At 69.1% G+C, this 18,368-nt stretch carries 15 protein-coding genes; 10 read left to right on the top strand and 5 right to left on the bottom strand.

What is annotated here, in order from left to right; all coding sequences use genetic code 11:
• Window positions 1-61 precede the first annotated feature (61 nt).
• Both F9C11_RS18305 and F9C11_RS18300 read left to right on the top strand, forming a co-directional pair.
• Window positions 62-421, top strand: coding sequence for a YciI family protein (locus F9C11_RS18305; RefSeq protein ID WP_409186082.1), 360 nt, complete (start codon window positions 62-64; stop codon window positions 419-421).
• On the top strand, window positions 418-1,611 hold the full coding sequence (locus F9C11_RS18300; RefSeq protein ID WP_409186081.1) for an RNA polymerase sigma factor: 1,194 nt from the start codon (window positions 418-420) through the stop codon (window positions 1,609-1,611). The genes F9C11_RS18305 and F9C11_RS18300 overlap by 4 nt, the downstream gene beginning before the upstream one ends.
• Before the next feature lie 335 nt (window positions 1,612-1,946).
• On the opposite strand, the gene F9C11_RS18295 is transcribed toward F9C11_RS18300, so the two are convergent.
• Window positions 1,947-3,299 carry a TrpB-like pyridoxal phosphate-dependent enzyme gene (locus F9C11_RS18295; RefSeq protein ID WP_409186080.1) on the bottom strand — a complete coding sequence of 451 codons (1,353 nt, stop codon included), beginning with the start codon at window positions 3,297-3,299 and terminating at the stop codon, window positions 1,947-1,949.
• Window positions 3,300-3,506: 207 nt separating this feature from the next.
• Here F9C11_RS18295 and F9C11_RS18290 point away from each other — a divergent pair, with 207 nt between their 5' ends.
• Complete coding sequence (locus F9C11_RS18290) at window positions 3,507-4,286, top strand: PIG-L family deacetylase (protein WP_409186079.1); 780 nt, start codon at window positions 3,507-3,509, stop codon at window positions 4,284-4,286.
• 629 nt (window positions 4,287-4,915) lie between these two features.
• Here the strand turns inward: F9C11_RS18290 and F9C11_RS18285 are convergent.
• From F9C11_RS18285 to pucD, 3 genes are read right to left on the bottom strand one after another with little or no spacing between them, the layout of a single operon-like run.
• Window positions 4,916-5,407, bottom strand: coding sequence for a (2Fe-2S)-binding protein (locus tag F9C11_RS18285; RefSeq protein ID WP_409186078.1), 492 nt, complete (start codon window positions 5,405-5,407; stop codon window positions 4,916-4,918).
• Window positions 5,398-6,276: an FAD binding domain-containing protein gene (locus F9C11_RS18280; protein WP_409186077.1), complete on the bottom strand. Its 879-nt coding sequence runs from the start codon at window positions 6,274-6,276 to the stop codon at window positions 5,398-5,400. The genes F9C11_RS18285 and F9C11_RS18280 overlap by 10 nt, the downstream gene beginning before the upstream one ends.
• 26 nt (window positions 6,277-6,302) lie before the next feature.
• Window positions 6,303-8,591, bottom strand: a complete 2,289-nt coding sequence (gene pucD, locus F9C11_RS18275; protein WP_409186931.1) for a xanthine dehydrogenase subunit D — start codon at window positions 8,589-8,591, stop codon at window positions 6,303-6,305.
• A 92-nt stretch (window positions 8,592-8,683) separates the two neighbouring features.
• Between pucD and F9C11_RS18270 the strand changes: the two genes are divergently transcribed.
• Window positions 8,684-9,679, top strand: coding sequence for a LacI family DNA-binding transcriptional regulator (locus tag F9C11_RS18270; protein ID WP_409186076.1), 996 nt, complete (start codon window positions 8,684-8,686; stop codon window positions 9,677-9,679).
• A 24-nt stretch (window positions 9,680-9,703) separates the two neighbouring features.
• On the opposite strand, the gene F9C11_RS18265 is transcribed toward F9C11_RS18270, so the two are convergent.
• Entirely contained in the window at window positions 9,704-10,687 is a 984-nt protein-coding gene (locus F9C11_RS18265; protein ID WP_037370252.1) for an amidohydrolase family protein, read from the bottom strand.
• A gap of 340 nt (window positions 10,688-11,027) precedes the next feature.
• On the opposite strand from F9C11_RS18265, the gene F9C11_RS18260 reads away from it, so the two are divergent.
• The 6 genes from F9C11_RS18260 (at window position 11,028) to F9C11_RS18235 (ending at window position 18,368) form a co-directional block, all read left to right on the top strand.
• A complete protein-coding gene (locus F9C11_RS18260; protein ID WP_409186075.1) occupies window positions 11,028-12,434 on the top strand; it encodes an amidohydrolase family protein in 1,407 nt (468 codons plus the stop codon).
• 34 nt (window positions 12,435-12,468) lie between these two features.
• The gene (locus F9C11_RS18255) at window positions 12,469-13,830 is read left to right on the top strand and encodes a nucleobase:cation symporter-2 family protein (RefSeq protein WP_409186074.1); all 1,362 of its coding nucleotides are present in this window, start codon (window positions 12,469-12,471) and stop codon (window positions 13,828-13,830) included.
• A 239-nt stretch (window positions 13,831-14,069) separates the two neighbouring features.
• The gene (locus F9C11_RS18250) at window positions 14,070-15,401 is read left to right on the top strand and encodes a nucleobase:cation symporter-2 family protein (protein ID WP_409186073.1); all 1,332 of its coding nucleotides are present in this window, start codon (window positions 14,070-14,072) and stop codon (window positions 15,399-15,401) included.
• A gap of 9 nt (window positions 15,402-15,410) precedes the next feature.
• Window positions 15,411-16,016: a UbiX family flavin prenyltransferase gene (locus tag F9C11_RS18245; protein WP_409186072.1), complete on the top strand. Its 606-nt coding sequence runs from the start codon at window positions 15,411-15,413 to the stop codon at window positions 16,014-16,016.
• Window positions 16,013-17,374 carry a UbiD family decarboxylase gene (locus tag F9C11_RS18240; protein ID WP_409186071.1) on the top strand — a complete coding sequence of 454 codons (1,362 nt, stop codon included), beginning with the start codon at window positions 16,013-16,015 and terminating at the stop codon, window positions 17,372-17,374. Before F9C11_RS18245 ends, F9C11_RS18240 begins: the two co-directional genes overlap by 4 nt.
• Window positions 17,375-17,387: 13 nt before the next feature.
• Window positions 17,388-18,368, top strand: a complete 981-nt coding sequence (locus tag F9C11_RS18235; RefSeq protein ID WP_409186070.1) for a CobW family GTP-binding protein — start codon at window positions 17,388-17,390, stop codon at window positions 18,366-18,368.

Genomic DNA, 18,368 nt, shown 5'->3' with positions numbered 1-18,368 from the left:
GTCGAAAGGCGGGGCGCGCGTTCGTAGCCAAGGCAAGAGACCCCTGGTCGAGGAGTTCGCGATGAAGCAGTACCTGCTGGCCGTCCACGCAGACGAAACGACGCTGGAGACCGGTGCCGAACTGGCCGCCCAGATGGCCCGCACCGGCAAGGTCACCGACGACATGAAGGCGGCCGGCGCCTGGGTGTTCGTCGGCGGTCTGCGCCCCTCGCACGCCAGCACGGTGGTCCGTCCCGCGAACGGCGGCGTCACGATGACCGACGGCCCGTTCGCCGAAACGAAGGAGCAGCTCGCCGGATTCTGGGTAGTCCAATGCGCGGACCTGGACGAGGCCCTGTCCTGGGCCGACAAGTGCGCGCAGGCTTGCGGCCGCCCCGTCGAAGTACGCCCGTTCGCCGACGGCCCGGAGGACGTCGCGTGACGCTGGACGCGGTCTATCGAGCCGAGTACGGCCGCTGCGTCGCGACCCTGACCCGCCTCCTCGGCGACATCGGATTGGCCGAGGAGGCGGTGCAGGACGCCTTCGCCACCGCCGTCACCGCCTGGGCCGAGTCCTGGCCGGCCAATCCGGGCGCCTGGACCGTGACCACCGCCCGAAACCGCGCGATCGACCGCCTGCGCCGGGAATCCACCCGGGAGGCCCGGCACGCGCAAGCCCTGCTCCTCCACCAGCCCGACGAACCAGCAGAGGCGGGCCCCGTGCGCGACGACCAGTTGCGGATGATCTTCACCTGCTGCCACCCGGCCCTGTCGCCGCTGGCACAGACCGCCCTCACCCTGCGCCTGCTGGGCGGCCTGGAGACCGCCGAGATCGCCCGCGCGTACCTGGTGCCGGAACCGACGATCGCCCAGCGCATCGTCCGGGCCAAGAAGAAAATCCGCGACGCGGGCATCCCGTACCGGGTCCCCGACGAGGCCGCCCTGCCCGACCGCCTCGCCTCCGTGCTCACGGTGCTCTACCTGGTGTTCAACGAGGGCTACACCTCGACTTCCGGCCCCCTGGTGCGAACGGACCTGTGCCTGGAAGCCGTGCGGCTGACGCGCGCCCTGGCCGACCTGATGCCGGACGAACCGGAAGTCCACGGCCTGCTGGCCCTGCTCTTGCTGATCGAAGCCCGCCGCCCGGCCCGCGTCAGTTCTTCGGGCGTCCTGGTAGTGCTGGCCGAGCAGGACCGCTCGCTGTGGAACCAGTCCCTGATCGCCGAAGGCCACGCCCTGGTAAGGCAATGCCTGCGCCGCGGCCAGCCCGGGCCATACCAGCTGCAAGCCGCGATCAACGCCGTCCACACCGACGGCGCCGCGACGGACTGGCCGCAAGTACTGGCCCTCTACGACCAGCTCCTGGCCCACACCCCGACCGCCGTCGTCGCCCTGAACCGCGCCGTCGCGGTAGCCGAAGTCCACGGCCCGGAACTGGCCCTGGCCCTGGTGGACGAACTGGACTTGCCCGGCTACCACCTGCTGCCCGCCACCCGAGCAGACCTCTTGTCCCGCCTGGGCCGCACGGCCGAAGCGGAGGCCGCTTATACCGAGGCGATCGCGTTGGCAACCAACGAGACTGAGCGAACGTTCCTGGAAACGCGCCGGTCCCGCCTCGCCAGGGATGCCTGAACGCCGTCAGCCGCACCAGCGCAGGGCGCGCGCGTCGATCGGCAGGTACGCGCCGCCCAGGTCAACCGGCTAGCGCACGCTACAGATTCTCCTCCTCCCTCCCCCCGGCAGCTTCCACCTTCCGCCACCCGGCGCCGAACGCCAGCAGTTCCATCGAGCACCCCACGAGCACCCGCCACAGCTAGGTCCGGCAGGGTTCTGCTTCCGCCCAAGCAGCCCCAGCCGACCCTGCCCGCGCACCAGCCAGCCGTGCCCTCCCTGCCAGCCCTCTAGCGCAGCTTCGTCTGTCCGCTAACTCCCGTAGCCTCTCCTCTCCAATCCGCCACCCGCGCCCCTCAAGGAAGCGCCGCCAGTGATTCCTCCAGTGCCGTGTCCGGCAGTTCGTTGTCCACCATGTCCCCCGCCAGATACGCGCCGTACGCGGGGAGGTCGAGGTGTGCGTGTCCGCAGAGTGCCGTCAGGATCACCTTCTCTTCGCCAGTCTCCTTGCAGCGCAACGCTTCCTGAATGCACGCGGCCAGCGCGTGCGTCGGTTCGGGCGCGGGAATGATGCCTTCCGTGCGGGCGAACTGCACCCCCGCTGCGAAACATTCCTGCTGGCCGATCGCGAGCGCCTCGATGAGGCCCAATTCGTAGATGTGCGAGATCAGCGGCGACATCCCGTGGTAGCGCAGGCCGCCGGCGTGGATCGGGTCCGGGATGAAGCCGTGGCCGAGCGTGTGCATTTTCAGCAGCGGCGTGAGACCGGCGGTGTCGCCGAAGTCGTAGGCGTAGCGGCCGCGGGTGAGGGTCGGGCAGGCCGCCGGTTCGACCGCGCGGATCACCGGGTTCATCCGGCCGGCCAGTTTTTCCCGCAGGAACGGGAAAGCGAGCCCGCCGAAGTTGGAGCCGCCGCCGGTGCAGCCGACGAGCACGTCCGGGGTGTCCCCGGCCAGTTCGAACTGCCGGAGCGCTTCCTCGCCGATGACCGTCTGGTGCAGCAGCACGTGGTTGAGCACGCTTCCCAGCGCGTACCGCGCACCCGGATCCGCCGCGGCCTGCTCGACTGCCTCGCTGATCGCGATTCCGAGGCTGCCCGTCGACCGCGGGTTTTCCGCCAGGATCGCCCGTCCAGCGGCGGTCCGGTCCGATGGACTCGGGTACACCTGCGCGCCGAACGTCTCCATCATCAGCTTGCGGTACGGCTTCTGGTCGTACGACGCCCGCACCTGCCAGACCCCGCAGGACAGTCCGAACGTCGCGCACGCGAACGCCAGCGCGCTCCCCCACTGCCCGGCGCCGGTCTCGGTGGTGAGCCGCGTGACGCCCTCGGCAGCGTTGTAGAACGCTTGCGGCACAGCGGTGTTCGGTTTGTGCGAGCCGACCGGGCTGACGCCCTCGTACTTGTAGTAGATCCGGGCCGGTGTCCCGAGCGCCTTCTCCAGCCGGCGGGCGCGGTAGAGCGGGGACGGACGCCAGAGCCGGTAGACGTCCCGGACTTCCTCGGGAATGTCGACGTAGCGCTCGGTGGTGACTTCCTGCTCGATGAGCGCCCGCGGGAACAGCGGGGCCAGGTCCTCGGGCCCGACGGGCTCGCGGGTTCCCGGGTGCAGCGGCGGAGGCGGCGGCTCGGGCAGGTCCGGCACCACGTTGTACCACTGCGCCGGGAGATCGGCCTCGTCCAGGATGTATTTCGTTCGTTCTGCCATGACGCCTCCTCGGTCGGCGGAACCCAACGTAAGCCGGGCGGCGGGAGAAGCCAAGCGCCGGAGCGCGCGAGGGGACCCCTCGCGCGGGTAAAGCGGCAGGTCCACCCGTGTGGGCGACGTGTCCACAATGGAGGGTGTGGCTGCTTTCCGGAAGCGGTTTTCCGCGGGCGCCGGTTTTTGTCGGTGGGTGCCGGTAGGTTCGTGGGCATGGCGACATTGGTGACGTTCCACGCCCACCCGGACGACGAGGCGATCATGACCGGCGGCGTGATGCGCAAGGCGGCCGACGAGGGCCACCGGGTGGTGCTCGTAGTGGCCACGCGCGGAGAAAAGGGCGAGATCCCCGAAGGCCTGCTCGACGACGGCGAGCAGCTCGCGGACCGCCGGGTGCGGGAAACGCACGAGGCGGCCGAGGTGCTGGGCGTCTCGCGCGTGGAGTTCTTGGGATACCAGGACTCCGGAATGATGGGCGACCCGTCGAACGACGCTCCGGGCACGTTCTGGACCGCCCCGGTGGAGGAAGCGGCGGAGCGGCTGGCGGCGATCCTGCGCGAGGAGTCGGCCGACGTGCTGACGGTGTACGACGACTTCGGCGTCTACGGCCACCCGGACCACATCCAGGTCCACCGCGTAGGCATGCGCGCGGCCGAACTCGCGGGCACGCCGCGGGTCTACCAGGGTTCGGCGAACCGGGACCAGATCCGCCGAGCCGCCGAAGCCGCACGCGCAGCGGGCGAAGAGGGCGGCCCGGACGAGGAGATGGCCATCGGCAAACCGGAAGCCGAACTGACCGCCGAGGTGGACGTCAAGGCCTACCTGAAGGCGAAGCGGGCGGCGATGCGCGCGCACCGGAGCCAGATCAGCGAGGAGTCGTTCTTCCTGGCCCTGCCGGACGACAAGTTCGGCGAGGCATTCGGGACGGAATGGTTCATCCGGGAAGGACAGGGACCGGGGGTGACGGAGAGGGATCTGATGAAGGGCCTCTGACCGGGCTGGGGCGAGTCGCCGGGAGCAGGGTGCCGGGGCGGGGTGTGGGTCCGGGATGGGCTGGCTTGTGCTTTGGGCGAATCGACGGACGCGCGTTGCCGCCGCGGACAGCGGGGCCGGGGCCGGCTCGGACGAACCGGCAGTCGTCCGGCGCTGCGGTGGACCATGGGTCCGCGACGCGTCCGGAGGAACCTGCCGTCGCGGGTCGTCGTCGCGGGTCGTCGTCGCGGGTCGTCGTCGCGGGTCGTCGTCGCGGGTCGTCGTCGCGGGTGGCTCGGGCGAGCTGCGCGGCCCAGGGCTACGGCGCAAGATTCCGGCGGGACCGGGCCGGGGCTCGTGGCGGCTCTGGCCGGGGGGCGGTCAGCTGTGGGCGCGGTTCCTGGTGCCGGGTCGGCGGATCGGGCCCGATCGGCGGGAGGACAGCTCGGCGTCGGCAGGCGTGTCTTCCAAGCAGGAGCATCGACGGGACGACAGGTCAGCATCGGCAGGTGCGCACGGTCCGGGCAGAGAGCATCCGGCGAGACGACAAAAGTCAGCATCGGCAGGTTCCTCTGGTCCGGGCAGGGAGAAGCGGCGGGGAGAACAGTCGTCGGCGAACCCTGGAACAGGCGGGATTGCTGACCGGACAGCTACTCCGCAAAACCAGCGTCAAGCCGACCCCCAACCCGAGCCGAAGCCAACCGGACCGCGTCGAGGATTTTTTCGTATCCTGTGCAGCGGCACAGGTTGCCTGCCAATGCCTCGCGGATTTCCGGATCTGACGGGGTCGGCACCCGGTGCACCAGCTCGTGCGCGGCGACCACCAAACCCGGCGTGCAGAAACCGCATTGGACTGCGCCGGCGTCTACGAAGGCCTGTTGTACTGCGTCCAGTTGGTCGCCGTCCGCCAAGCCTTCGACCGTGCGGACGTTTCTGCCCTCGGCTTGGCCGGCGGCGACCAGGCACGAACACACCGGGGTACCGTCCAAATACACCGTGCACGAACCGCATTCGCCTTGTTCGCAGGCGTTTTTCGAGCCTGGCAGGCCGAGCTGGTCGCGCAGCACGAAGAGCAGGCTCTGCCCTTCCCACACCTCGTCCACGGTGCGCGGCTCGTCGTTGACCGTGAGGTTCAGGCGCATTTCGGCTGCCCGCCTTTCCGATAGTCTTCCCAGGCCCAGCTCAACGTCCGGCGGGCCAGTACTGCGATCGCGTGCACGCGGTAGTCGGCGCTGCCCCGGACGTCGTCGATGGGCGACGCGGCGCTCGCGGCCAGTTCGCCGAACCGGTGCACGAGCGGGTCCGGCAGCGGGGAACGCGAGGCCCAGCGCTCGGCCAGGGCGTCGCGGAGGAAGTCTTCGGCGGCGGTGGCCCGGCGCGGGGTCGGGGCGGCCGATCCGATCGCCGCGCCTGCCCAGCCTGTTTCCGGGGCCAGGTCCAGTGCGAACGAGCACACGGCGATCACCATCGCATTGCGGGTGCCGACCTTCGCGAACTGTTGCGGGCCGGTCGCGATCGGGAGGTGGATCGCGGCGATCAGCTCGTCCGGGGCTAAAGCATTGCGTTTCACGCCTTGGTAGAACTCCGTCGCCGGGATCATTCGGGTGCCGCGCACCGACGCGACCTCGACTGTCGCGTCGCAGGCCAGCAGCATCGGGTGGGTGTCTCCGGCCGGGGACGCCGCGCCCAGGTTGCCGCCGACGGTGCCTCGGTTGCGGATTTGCGGGGAGCCGACAGTGCGGCTCGCCATCGCCAGGCCGGGGAGGCGAGTGCCCAATTCGGTGATGATTCGCGTGTAGGGCACGCCCGCGCCCAGGCGGATCCGGCCGTCCTTTTCGGTCCATTCGGCCAGGTCGCGGACGCGGGTGAGGTCGAGCAGCGCGGGCGGGCGGCGGTGGTCGAAGTTGAGTTCGACCAGGACATCAGTGCCGCCTGCCAACGGGACGGCGTCCGGGCGGTCGGATTTGACCGCCAGGGCTTCGGCCCAGGTCGTCGGGGTCAGGAAATCCACGAGGGCACCTCCGGGAGGCAGGGAAGTCACGAAGCGGCACGCAAGCCCAGCGCGATGTCGTCGGGGCGGATGGGAGCGTTCGGCAGGGCCAAACCGGTCGCGTCGCGGAGGGCGTTCAGGATCGCCGGCGTCGACGACAGGGTGGGCGGCTCCCCCACGCCGTTCAAGCCGTACGGCGAATCCGGGTGCGGGAATTCGAACAGGCTGATCGGCATCGGCGGGACGTCCAGCACGGTCGGGATCAGGTAGTCCGTGAACGACGGATTCCGCACCCGGCCCTCGCGGTCGACCAGGATTTCCTCCATCAGCGCCAGCCCCAGGCCCTGGACGCTGCCGCCTTCGATCTGGCCTTCCACGGCCAGCGGGTTCATCGCCTTGCCGACGTCCTGCGCGGTCGCCAGCTCGACCACCTTCACCAAACCCAGCTCGACGTCCACGTCCACCACCGCCCGGTGCGCGGCGAAGGCGAACGCGATGTGTGCGTTGCCCTGGCCGGTTTCCGGGTCGATGCCTTGGGTCGGGCGGTGGTGGTACTCGAAGGTGTGCTCAAGCGTGTCCGAACCCAGCGCGTCGGCGATGGAGCACACCGGGCGTCCGGCGCTGTCCAAGACTTGGTCGTCGGCCAAGGAAGAGCCGGAAACGCGGCGCAGGAGTTCGCGGGCGAGGTAACGGCAGGCGCCTTGCACCGCGCCGGTGGACATCCACGTCATCCGGGAAGCGGACGCGGAACCGGCGTCGCCGACTTGGGTGTCCGCGGGGAGGACGACTACCCGGGAGACGCCCAGTTCCGTGCTCGCCACCTGTGCCTGCACCGTGGTGACGCCCTGTCCGCATTCCGCGGCAGCGGTGTGCACCGAGACCACCGGGGCGCCGTTGACCACCGTCAGTGCGACTCGCGCGGTCGAGATGTCGTCGACGCCTCCCGAGTAGCCGATCGCTTTCACCCCGACCGCGTAGCCGACTCCGCGACGCACCCCCTCGCCGTGCGTCGTGTTGGCGGCTCCGCCGGGCAGGGAGAGCAAGTCCAGAGAACCGGATGGCGGCAGAGGACGATCGCGGAGGGCTTGCAGCAGTTCCGCGACCGGGGCGGGTCCGTCGACGGCTTGGCCGGTCGGCAGGACGGTGCCGGTGGTCATGGCGTTGCGGAGGCGCAGTTCCATCGGGTCCATGCCTAGTGCGCGCGCCAGCTTGTCCATATTGGACTCGCAGCCGTAGGCCGATTGCACCGCACCGAAACCACGCATCGCACCGCAGGGTGGGTTGTTCGTGAAAACCGCCAGGCCGTCGATTTCGGCGTTCGGGACGTCGTACGCACCAGTGACGAAGTAGCAGGCATTGGCGATCACTACTGGCGACGTCGAGGTGTAAGCACCGCCGTCCAGAACCAGGCGGGCTTTGACGTAGACCAGGCGGCCGTCCTTGGTGGCTCCGTGTTCGTAACGCATTTTCGCCGGGTGACGGTGCACGTGGCCGAAGAAGGATTCGTAGCGGTTGTAAGACATTTTGACCGGACGGCCGAGGCGCAGGGCCAGCATGCAGGCGTGCACGTGGACGGACAGGTCTTCTCGCCCGCCGAAGGCACCGCCGACTCCAGCCAGGGTCAGCCGCACTTTTTCCGGCGGCAAACCCAGACAAGGGGCCAGTTGCTCGAGGTCTTTGTGCAGCCATTGCGAGGAAACGTAAAGCTCGACGCCGCCGTCCTCGGAAGGAATAGCCAGACCGGATTCCGGACCGAGGAAAGCCTGGTCCTGCATGCCGACCTCATACTCGCCGGTGACCACGACCTCCGCTTCGGCCCGGGCGCGCGCCATGTCGCCGTGGCGGATCTTCACGTGCCGCACCAGGTTTCCGTCCGGATGGATGGAACGGACGCCCTCGTCCAGAACCGTCATCGGATCGGTGACCGGGGTCAGCGGTTTGTAATCGACGATGATCAGTTTCGCCGCCTGCCGCGCGGTTTCCGGGTCGTCCGCGGCGACCAGCGCCACCGGTTCGCCGTGGTAGCGGACCTCGTCGACGGCGAGGACCGGCTGGTCGGGAGACTTCATTCCGTACGTTTTCGCGCCCGGCACGTCCTCGTGGGTGAGCACGGCGTGCACGCCCGGCTGGGCGAGCGCTTTGCTCGGGTCAATGGACCGGATCCGCGCGGCCGCGTGGGGACTGCGCAGCGTGGTCGCCCAGACCATGCCTTCGATCCACAAATCCGAGGAATAGGCGAACCGGCCGGTCACCTTGGCCGCGCCGTCCGGCCGGAGGGCGCTTTCGCCCACCCCGGCGGCTTTTCCGGTTTCCGCGGCGCGTACCAGCGAGTCCACAGTGACCACCAGCTTTCCTGCTTTGCCGACTGCACGGGATTCAACACGTGTAGATCGGGACTGTCAACGGCTCTTCGGGTATCGTCTGGCGCATGCAGCGGGTCACCCGGGACGACGTCGCACGGCTGGCGGGCACCTCGCCGGCCGTGGTCAGCTACGTGCTCAACAACGGCCCGCGTCCGGTCGCGCCCGCCACCCGGGAGCGGGTCCAGCGGGCGATCGCCGAACTCGGGTACCGGCCGAACCTCGTCGCGCGGGCGTTGCGGTCCACCCGCAGCAACGTGCTCGGGCTGGTCGTTCCGGACAGCAGCGAGGGCTACTTCACCCAGCTCACGCACGCGGTCGAGCGGGCCGCGTTCGCCCGCGGATCCCTTGTCCTGCTCGGGAATTCGGCGTTCTCCCGGGAGCAGGAGCTGCGGTACGCCGAATCGCTGGCGAACATGCGGGTCGACGGGCTGCTGCTGGTCCGCGCCGAGATCGCCGGCGCGGCGGCCACTCACTCCACTTTGGACGTTCCGGTCGTCTACCTGCACCACCGCGCCCCGTCCGGCAGCGCCGCGCCGTCCGTGGTGCTGGACAACAAGGCGGGCGGGCGGATGACCACCGAGCACCTGCTCGGCCACGGTTACCGCGAGATCGGCTGCCTCACCGGGACCGCACGGTCCGGGCCAGTGGCCGATCGGGCCCGCGGCTGGACGGAGGCGATGCGGGCGGCGAAGCGGAGCGCGGCCAACGTCGTCCGCACCGGCCTCGATCGGCATGCCGCACGGGCGGACATCCGGCGGTGGCTGCAGTCGCCCGAGCGGCCGCGCGCGATCATGGCGACGGCGGACGGCCTCGCGCTCGACACGCTTACCGTCGCGGCGGAACTCGGCTTGACAGTGCCGAAAGACCTTGCGGTGCTCGGCTTCGGCGGTACCGACGCCGCCGCGCACAGCTGGCCCCCGCTGTCCACCGCCGGGCATTCCTTCGACGATTTCGCCGACGCGGCAGTGTCCACTCTGGACCATCTCAGGGAGAACACCCAGCCGGAAGACCGGATCCTCGACGTCCGCCTGACCGCGCGCGCCAGCTGCGGATGCGAGTGACCCCGCAGCCGACGCGGCGGGAAATCAGGAGCTGGCGGCCTCTGCCCACGCCGAGGGCGTGTAGCCGAGATAATGCGACGCGTGCGTATTCGCCGCGGAAGCCTGCGGAATGTCGCCGCGCAAATACGCCTCCGCCTCCGCCTTGTCCTTCGGCGGCGGCGTCGGCGCGAGGCCGAGCAGCTTGGCCATGTTGTTGCCGAGGTAGCCCTCGAGGTCGTCCTCGGACAGGTTCAGGCCCTGCGGCGGCTGGTGGCACAGCACTTCGAGTTCGCGCGCCCACATGCCGGGCTCGTTCGGCGGCGAATCGGTGCCGAAGACCAGGTCGCTCTTCTTCATCTCCTTGGCGAATTCGACGATCCGCGACTGCAGCAGCCAGCCCGATTCGCCGATCACGTTCGGCGAGTCCTGGATCATCCAGAACGCCTCGAAACAGTAGACGCCGCCGGTCTGGATGCCGAAATGGCCGAGAATGAACGTGACGTTCGGGAACTCGCGGATGATCGGGTAGAACTGGGTCGGGATCGAGTACGGCCCGTCCCCGGTGTGGATCAGCACGATCACGCCGAGCTCGTCGCACACCCGCATCACCGGCCGCAGCCAGTCCAGCGCCCGGTCCGGGCGGTAGGAATGCATGTTGGCGTGCAGCTTCAGCATTTTGTAGCCGTATTCCTTCACGTGGAAGGCCAGCTCCGCGGCGCCGTTTTCCGGCCCGAACCGCGGGTTGTACATGAAGTTGCCGACGAACCGGTCCGGGTACCGCTGCACCAGCGAGGTCACGTACGCCTGGTATTCGCGGATGCCCTCGCGGCCGGTTTTGTTGCCCTCGCGCCAGGTCGTGTTCCCCGGCGGCGGCATGATGCAGCTGACGTCCACGCGCCGCGGCTTGCCGTTGATCCAGAATGGACCGTCCATCATCTCCAGCGTGCGCTCGCCGGTGAACGGGGTTCCGGTGTGCCGCCAGGCTTCGTCGACGAGATTCGTCGGATGGACATGGGTATCGATAATCACCGGATGTCTCCTTACGCAAGACTTGAGTAAAGGACTCCCCGGCCGCGCTTCACCGCACCTACGGGACCCGGAAGCGCGATCCGCGCTCCGGCGCAACCGAGTCCAGCACCTTCGTCGCCCGCTGTCAACACATGATCGCCGGATGCGTTGCGCGGCAAGACTTTTCCGGAGAGCGCTCTTGACACCGGTCGCCGCAGGGCTTTGCATTGAACGACCCGGCGGCGCTGCCGGGCGCCGGTGACCTCCCGTTTCGGGCCAACCGTTCGGCCAGCTGCCTCCAGCCGCGCGCTGGAGACGACCGCCGGGCCGGGTCCGCCCCCGCCCGGGGAAGGGCGGCCCGATGTCGGCTGCGGAACCGGAACCCTGCGACCTCCTGCTGACCGGCGGCACCGTGGTGACCGTCGACGACCAGCGCACAGTCCACCCCAACGGCCACGTCGCGATCCTCGGCGACCGGATCGCCGGCGTCGGCGCAGGGCCGGGCGCCGAGCGCTGGCGTGCCGCCGAGACCGTCGACTGCCGCGGCAAAGCCGTGCTGCCCGGCCTGGTCGACGGGCACAACCACCTCTACCAGGCTCTTGCTCGCGGCCTCGGCGAAGGCATGTCGATCGTGCCGTGGCTGTGCGAATTCATGTGGCCGTATTCGATCGCGATCACCGGGCCGGAAGCGGTGGCCGGTGCGCGGCTCGGTGCGGTGGAGGCGCTGCGGGCCGGCATCACCACGGTGATCGACAACCATTACGCGCCAAGCGATCTCGACACGACGCTCGCCGTCGCCGACGTCATCGAGGAAGCCGGGCTTCGCGGCGCGGTCGCGCGCGGCATGCTGGGCGAACGCACCGAGATCGCCGACCGCCGCGGCCAGCCGGTCGAACTGTTCCGGTATTCGAGCGAGGACGAATTCGCGATCACCCGCGAGGCGATGCGACACCGGCCGCCCGGCTCGAAGGTCTCCGTGTGGCCCGCAGCGCTCAATCTCTGTTACGTGGAACAGAAACTGGTCCGCCGGACGGTCGAACTCGCCCGGGAATTCGGCACTCGCTGGCACACCCATTGCTGCGAGAGCAAGACCGACCCGGTCAGCTACCTCGAAACCCACGGGGTCCGGCCGGTCGAATGGCTCGCGAAAGAAGGCCTGCTCGACGAACGGGCCACGCTCGCGCACGCGATTTGGCTGGACGAAGCCGAAATCGAGCAGGTCGCGGCAGCGGGCGCCGGGGTCTCGCACAACCCGGCGTCCAACGGCTACCTCGCTTCCGGCACCGCGCGGATCGCGAGCATGCGCAGGCAAGGCGTCCCGGTCGCGCTGGGCACCGACGGTCCCAGCTGCGGCCACCGGCAAGATCTTTTCGAGGCAATGAAACTCAGCGTTTTCGGCCAGCGAACGGCCACTTTGGACCCGACGGCGTTGCGGGCCGAGGACGCGCTGGAAATGGCCACCCGCGAGGGGGCCCGTTACGCCGGAATCGACGCGGGCGTGCTCGGCGAGGGCAAACTCGCCGACGTCATCGTGACCGCGCTCGACCGTCCGCACGTGCGCCCGGTGCACCGGGCTGTCGCCGCCCTCGTCTACTCCGCCCGCGGGTCCGATGTGGAGCTGACGATCGTGGGCGGCGAGATCGTCTACCGCGCCGGACAGTGCGTCCGCGTCGACGAAGCGGCCGCCGCCGACGAGGCGGAACGGCACGCGGCCCGGCTGCTGGAGCGCAGCGGCATGGGCGGACTGCTCACTCCCTGGGCGCGGTGATCCGCGCTCCCCCTTCCCCGCTGTGGAGGAAACCATGCGATTCCGTCCGCGCACCACCCGAGCCGAAGCCACGACCCGCGACGCGGTCGACACCGTTCCCCGGTTCCGGCAGCTGCTCCCGCTCGGCATCCAGCACCTGCTGGTCGCCTACTCCGGAATGGTCACCGTGCCGCTGCTGATCGGGCTCGGCGTCGGCCTCTCCACCGCGCAAATCGCCACGCTCATCACGGCGAACGTGCTGGTCAGCGGCATCGCGACGCTGCTGCAGACGCTCGGGATCGGCAACGTCGGCGTCCGGCTGCCGATCGTGATGGGCTCGACCTTCACCGGCATCACCCCGGCGATCATCGTCGGCAAGGAGGCCGGCCTGCCCGCGGTCTTCGGCGCGACGATCGTCGCCGGCCTGCTGACCTGGCTGGTCGCACCGTGGTTCAGCAAGCTGATCCGGTTCTTCCCGCCGATCGTCACCGGCACGATCATCGCGATCATCGGGTTCTCGCTGCTGCCCTCGACCGCGACGCTGATCGCCGGGTCCAATCCGGGCGCCGCCGACCACGGTTCGGCCGGACGGCTGATTCTCGGGCTGGGCACCATCGTGCTCACGGTGTGCCTGGAACGGTTCGCGCCGCCCGCGGTGCGCCGTTTCGCCATCCTGATCGCTCTCGCGGTCGGCACGCTCGTGGCGATTCCGCTCGGCATGGCGGACTTCAGCCCGGTCGGGCAGGCGGACTGGGTCGGCGTGGTGCGGCCGTTCGAATTCGGCCTGCCGACGTTCGCCTTGTCCGCCTTGCTGCCGATGATCATCGTGCAGCTGGTGAACATGGTGGAATCGACCGGCGACACGCTCGCCATCGGGCAGATCGTCGGCCGCGACGTCGGGCCGCGCGAGATTTCCCGGGCTCTGCGCGCGGACGGGATCGGCACGGCGTTCGCCGGCGTGTTCGGCTCGTTCACCGTCGTCACCTTCGGCGAGAACGTCGGCCTGGTCAGCATCACCCGGGTGCTGAGCCGGTTCGTGGTCGCCACCGCGGGCGCGGTGCTGGTGCTGATGAGCCTGGTGCCGAAGCTCGGCGCGGCCGTCGCGTCGCTGCCCGGACCGGTGCTCGGCGGCGTCGGCGTGGTCATGTTCGGCACCGTCGGCGCGGTCGGCCTGCGCATCATGAGCCAGGCGGATCTGAGCAACGGCCGCAACATCCTGATCGTCGCCATCTCGTTCGGCTTCGGCCTGCTGCCGGTCGGCGCGCCGGAGTTCTACCGGCATCTGCCCGTCGTGGTGCAGACCGTGCTGACGAGCGGCATCGCGGCCGGCGGCATCGCGGCCTTCCTGCTGAACCTCGTGCTCAACCGCCGCGAACGGGCTCCGCGCACCGGAGGCGAAGCCGCGCCCGGGTATTGACCCTCGGCGGTTCCCGATGCACCATAGTCGAAACTCCTTGCAGGGAAGGAAAAATCTTCGGAACCACCCCAACCCCGTAGGTGCGGCGGCAGGATTCGCGCGCGGCCGGGGGTCCTCGCCGCCGGCAGCCCGTCCGGCTCCGGCGACGCCCCGCGATCCGCCCCGGCCCGGTCCTCCCGGCCCCGCCGGCCCAACGAGGTGAGGGAATCATGGCCAGTCGCCCGTCTCCCCTGTCCCCCGTGGACGAACGTCCCCGATTCGGCCCGCTGGTGCTGCTCGGCCTGCAGCACGTGCTCGTGATGTACGCCGGTGTCGTCGTGGTGCCGATCGTGGTCGGCGCCGGGCTGGGCCTGCCGCAGGCGCAGATCGCCGACCTGGTCAGCGTCGACCTGGTGCTCGCCGGGATCGGCACCATTCTGCAGGCTTTCGGCGTCTGGAAATTCGGCATCCGGATGCCGCTCGTGGTCGGCGCCGCGTCCAACGGCATCGTCCCGATGGTGCTGATCGGCAGCACGCAGGGACTGTCCACAGTGTATGGCTCGCTGCTCGTGGTCGGTGTGCTCTGGGTGCTGATCGCGCCGTTGTTCAGCAAACTGCTCAAGCTGTTCCCGGAAGTCGTCACCGGCACGGTCATCACGCTGATCGGGCTCACGCTGATTCCGGTCGGGCTGAAACTCATCGCCGGGTCCAACCCGGCCGCGCACAATTACGGTGCGCCGGCGAATCTCGCGCTCGCCGGGTTCACGCTCGCGCTGATCGCGGTGTTCTACCGGGTGTTCCGCGGCCTGCTCGGACAGCTCGCGATGCTGATCGCACTGACCGTCGGCGCGATCGTGGGATGGCTGACCGGACTGGGCAGCCTCGCCGGAGTCGCCGAAGGCCCGGTTTTCGGCCTGCTGAAACCCCTCCATTACGGAGCGTTGCATTTCGACATCCCGTCGATTCTGCTGTTCCTGGTGATCATTTTCGTACTGATGGTCGAGGCGTCCGGACAGGGGCTCGCCGTCGGGCAGGTCGTCGGCAAGAAGGTCGGGCCGCGCGACATCGCCAACCTGCTCCGGGTGGACGGACTGCTCACCGCGCTCAGCGGCGTCTTCAACGGGTTCGCCTACACCACGTTCGGCCAGAACATCGGGCTCGTCGCGCTGACCAAGGTGCGCAGCCGGTACCCGGTCGCGGCAGGCGGCATGATCCTCATCGTTTTCGGGGTGGTGCAACCGGTCGGCCGGGTGATCGCGGCGATCCCGCAACCGGTGATCGGCGCGGCCGCGGTGGCGACGTTCGCGGCGCTGACCGTGTCCGGCATCCAGCTGCTGTCCCGAGTGGACTTCAACCGGACCGGCAACCTCGTGATCGTCATGCTGTCGCTCGGCGTCGGGCTCGTTCCGGCGGGCGCGCCGGACTTCTACAAGCAGTTTCCGTTCGCGGCACAGGTTTTCCTCAAAAGCGGCGTCGCCACCGGAACTGTCTTGGCGATTCTGCTGAACCTGCTGTTCTTCGCCCGGCGGAAACGGCGGCCGGAAGAGCCGATCGCGCACCCCGAACCCGTCGCGAAGCTCTCCCAGTCCTGAAAGGACGTCATGGGCACCGAACCGCAGCGGCCCCGGCTGATCGTCGGCATCACCGGGGCCAGCGGCCCGCACCTGGCCATTCACCTGCTGACCGCGCTGCGCAAGCTCGGCACGGTGGAAACGCATCTGGTCCTGTCGCGCGCCGCGCACCGCACCATCGAACTGGAAACCGGGAGGCCGCCCGCCGAGGTGGCCGAACTGGCCGATGTCCGCCATGCGCGCGGGGACATCGCCGCGTCGATCGCGTCCGGTTCCTTTCGCACCCTGGGCATGGTCGTCGTGCCGTGCTCGATGAAAACCGTCGCCGGGATCGCGCACGGCTACAGCGACGACCTGCTCGTCCGTGCCGCCGACGTCACGCTGAAAGAACGCCGTCCGCTCGTGCTCGTCGCCAGGGAAACCCCGTTGAGCCTCGTGCACCTGCGCAATCTGGTGGCGGTGACCGAGGCGGGCGCGACCGTGCTGCCGCCGATGCCCGCCTTCTACCACAATCCCGAGTCCATTGAGGACATCCTCGCCCACCTGACCGGCAAAGTGCTCGACCAGTTCGGCATCGACCACGAACTGTTCGCCCGCTGGGAAGGGCCGCCCGCCTCGCAAGGAGTTTCGCGGTGAACCACCGGCAAGATCCCCACGCGTTCGTCGACCAGTACCGGCACGAGTTCCCCGGCGATGTGCTCGTCCTCGACGATCCCGTCCCGGCCGACGAGGGCGTCACCGGGGTGATTTACGAACTCGCCGCGGCCGGACGGCACGAGATGGTGCTGTTCCGGAAGGTGTCCGGACTCGACGTGCCGGTGGTCAGCAACATGTTCGCTTCGCGGGAGCGCATCGCCCGGATGCTCGATACCGGACCGTCCGGTTTGCACAGTGCTTATCAGCAGCGCGCCCTCCGCGCGGTACCGCCAAGGGTGGTCGACAACGGTCCGGTGCTGGACAACGTGACGACCGAAGTCGACTTGGCGGCCATTCCGATGCTGCGGCATTTCGCCAGCGACCGCTCTCCTTACGTCACCAGCGGAATCATCGTCGCCGAGGATCCGGACACCGGGGTCGGCAACCTCAGCTACCACCGGGCGATGCCGCATTCCCGCACCGAATTGGCGACCAGCCTGCATTCCCGCGGCGATCTGTGGCGGATGCTGCAGAAGTACGCCGAACGCGGCGAACCGATGCCGGTCGCGATGGTGCTCGGCGGGCATCCGCTGTTCATGCTGGCCGCGTCCGCCCGGGTCGGCTACGACGTGGACGAGCGCGCGGTGGCCGGCGGATTGCTGGGCGAGCCGCTGGAAGTGGTGCGCACTCCAAAGCACGGCATCGGCGTCCCGGCGTGGTCGGATTTCGTGCTGGAAGGCACGATCGACGCTTCCGAGCACGCGGACGAAGGCCCGTTCGGCGAATTCTCCGGCTATTCCTCGAATCGCTCGACCAACAACGTGCTCCGGGTGCGAACGATCCTGCGCCGCAACGACGCCATGCTCATCGACGTCGTCGGCGGCAACACCGACGAGCATCTCAATCTCGCCCGAGTGCCTCGAGAATCGGAAATGGCGGAAAAACTCAAGGCACGCTTCCCGGACGTCACCGCCGTGCACTACCCGACGTCCGGCACGCATTTCCACTGCTACGTCGCGCTTCGCCAGCGACGGCCCGCGCAGGCGCGGCAGGTCATGCTCGGCCTGCTCGGCTGGGACCCGTACGTGAAGACCGTGATCGCGGTGGACGAGGACGTCGACGTCACCAGCGACAGCGACGTCTTGTGGGCGCTCGCCACGCATTTCCAGCCGCACCAGGACCTGTTCACGGTGGACGGCCTGCCCGGCTCCCCGCTCGACCCGTCGTCGGGTTCGGACGGCACGACGTCGCGGATGGGCCTGGACGCCACCCGCGGCCCGCGGTTCGACGGCGATCGCATCGTCGTCTCGGACGAAGCACGCCAGCACGCCCGCCGGATCCTCGGCGGGAACGTTTAAGGAGGGAATCGTCATGGCCAAAATCCCGGTGACCGTTCTGACCGGCTTTCTCGGCTCCGGAAAGACCACGCTCGTCAACCACATCCTCACCGCGAACCACGGGCACCGGATCGCGGTGATCGAGAACGAATTCGGCGAGATCCCGATCGACAACGCGCTCGTGCTCGGCGGCGACGAGAAGATCATCGAAATGAGCAACGGCTGCTGCCTGTGCTGCACCGCGCGCACCGATCTGATCGAAATCCTGCAGTCGCTGCTGCGCCGTCGCGAGCGGTTCGACCGGATCCTCATCGAGACCAGCGGCATGGCCGACCCGAACCCGGTCGCGCAGACGTTTTTCGTGGACGACGAGGTGTCCTCGGCCTTCGCGCTGGACGCGATCGTGACGCTGGTCGACGCGCGGCACGTCGGCAGCCATCTCGAAGAGGGCGAGCACGACGGCGTCGGCGGCCAGGTGAGCAACCAGATCGCGTTCGCCGACCGGATCGTGCTGAACAAGATCGACCTGGTCGCCGAGCCGGAAATCGAGGAACTGCGCACGCAGCTGCGCTCGGTCAACGCGACCGCGGACATCCTCACGTCCAGCTACGGCAGCGTCGACCTGGACGACATCCTCGGCATCAACGCCTTCGACCTGAACCGCACGATTGCCGCCGACCCGGACTGGCTCGAGGACGACGCGCACCACCACGACCCGACGCTGGAATCGGTCTCGATCGAACTCGACTACCCCCTGGACCGCGCCGCGTTCGAGCAGTGGCTCACCGCCCTGCTGGCCGAACGCGGCGACGACCTGTACCGGTTCAAGGGCATCCTCGCCTTCGACCGCAAGACAGTGCTGCAGGGCGTGCACCGGATCTACGAACTGACCGACGCCGGCGAATGGGGCGCGCAACCGCCGGTCAGCAAGCTCGTCCTCATCGGCCGGAATCTCGACCGCGCGGAGCTGACCGACACAGTGTCCCGCTGCAGTCTGGCCGCCGCCGGGCGGTGA

Source organism: Amycolatopsis sp. VS8301801F10, assembly GCF_046195355.1.
GTDB lineage: Bacteria > Actinomycetota > Actinomycetes > Mycobacteriales > Pseudonocardiaceae > Amycolatopsis.
This window is presented reverse-complemented; position numbering and strand designations above follow the sequence as displayed.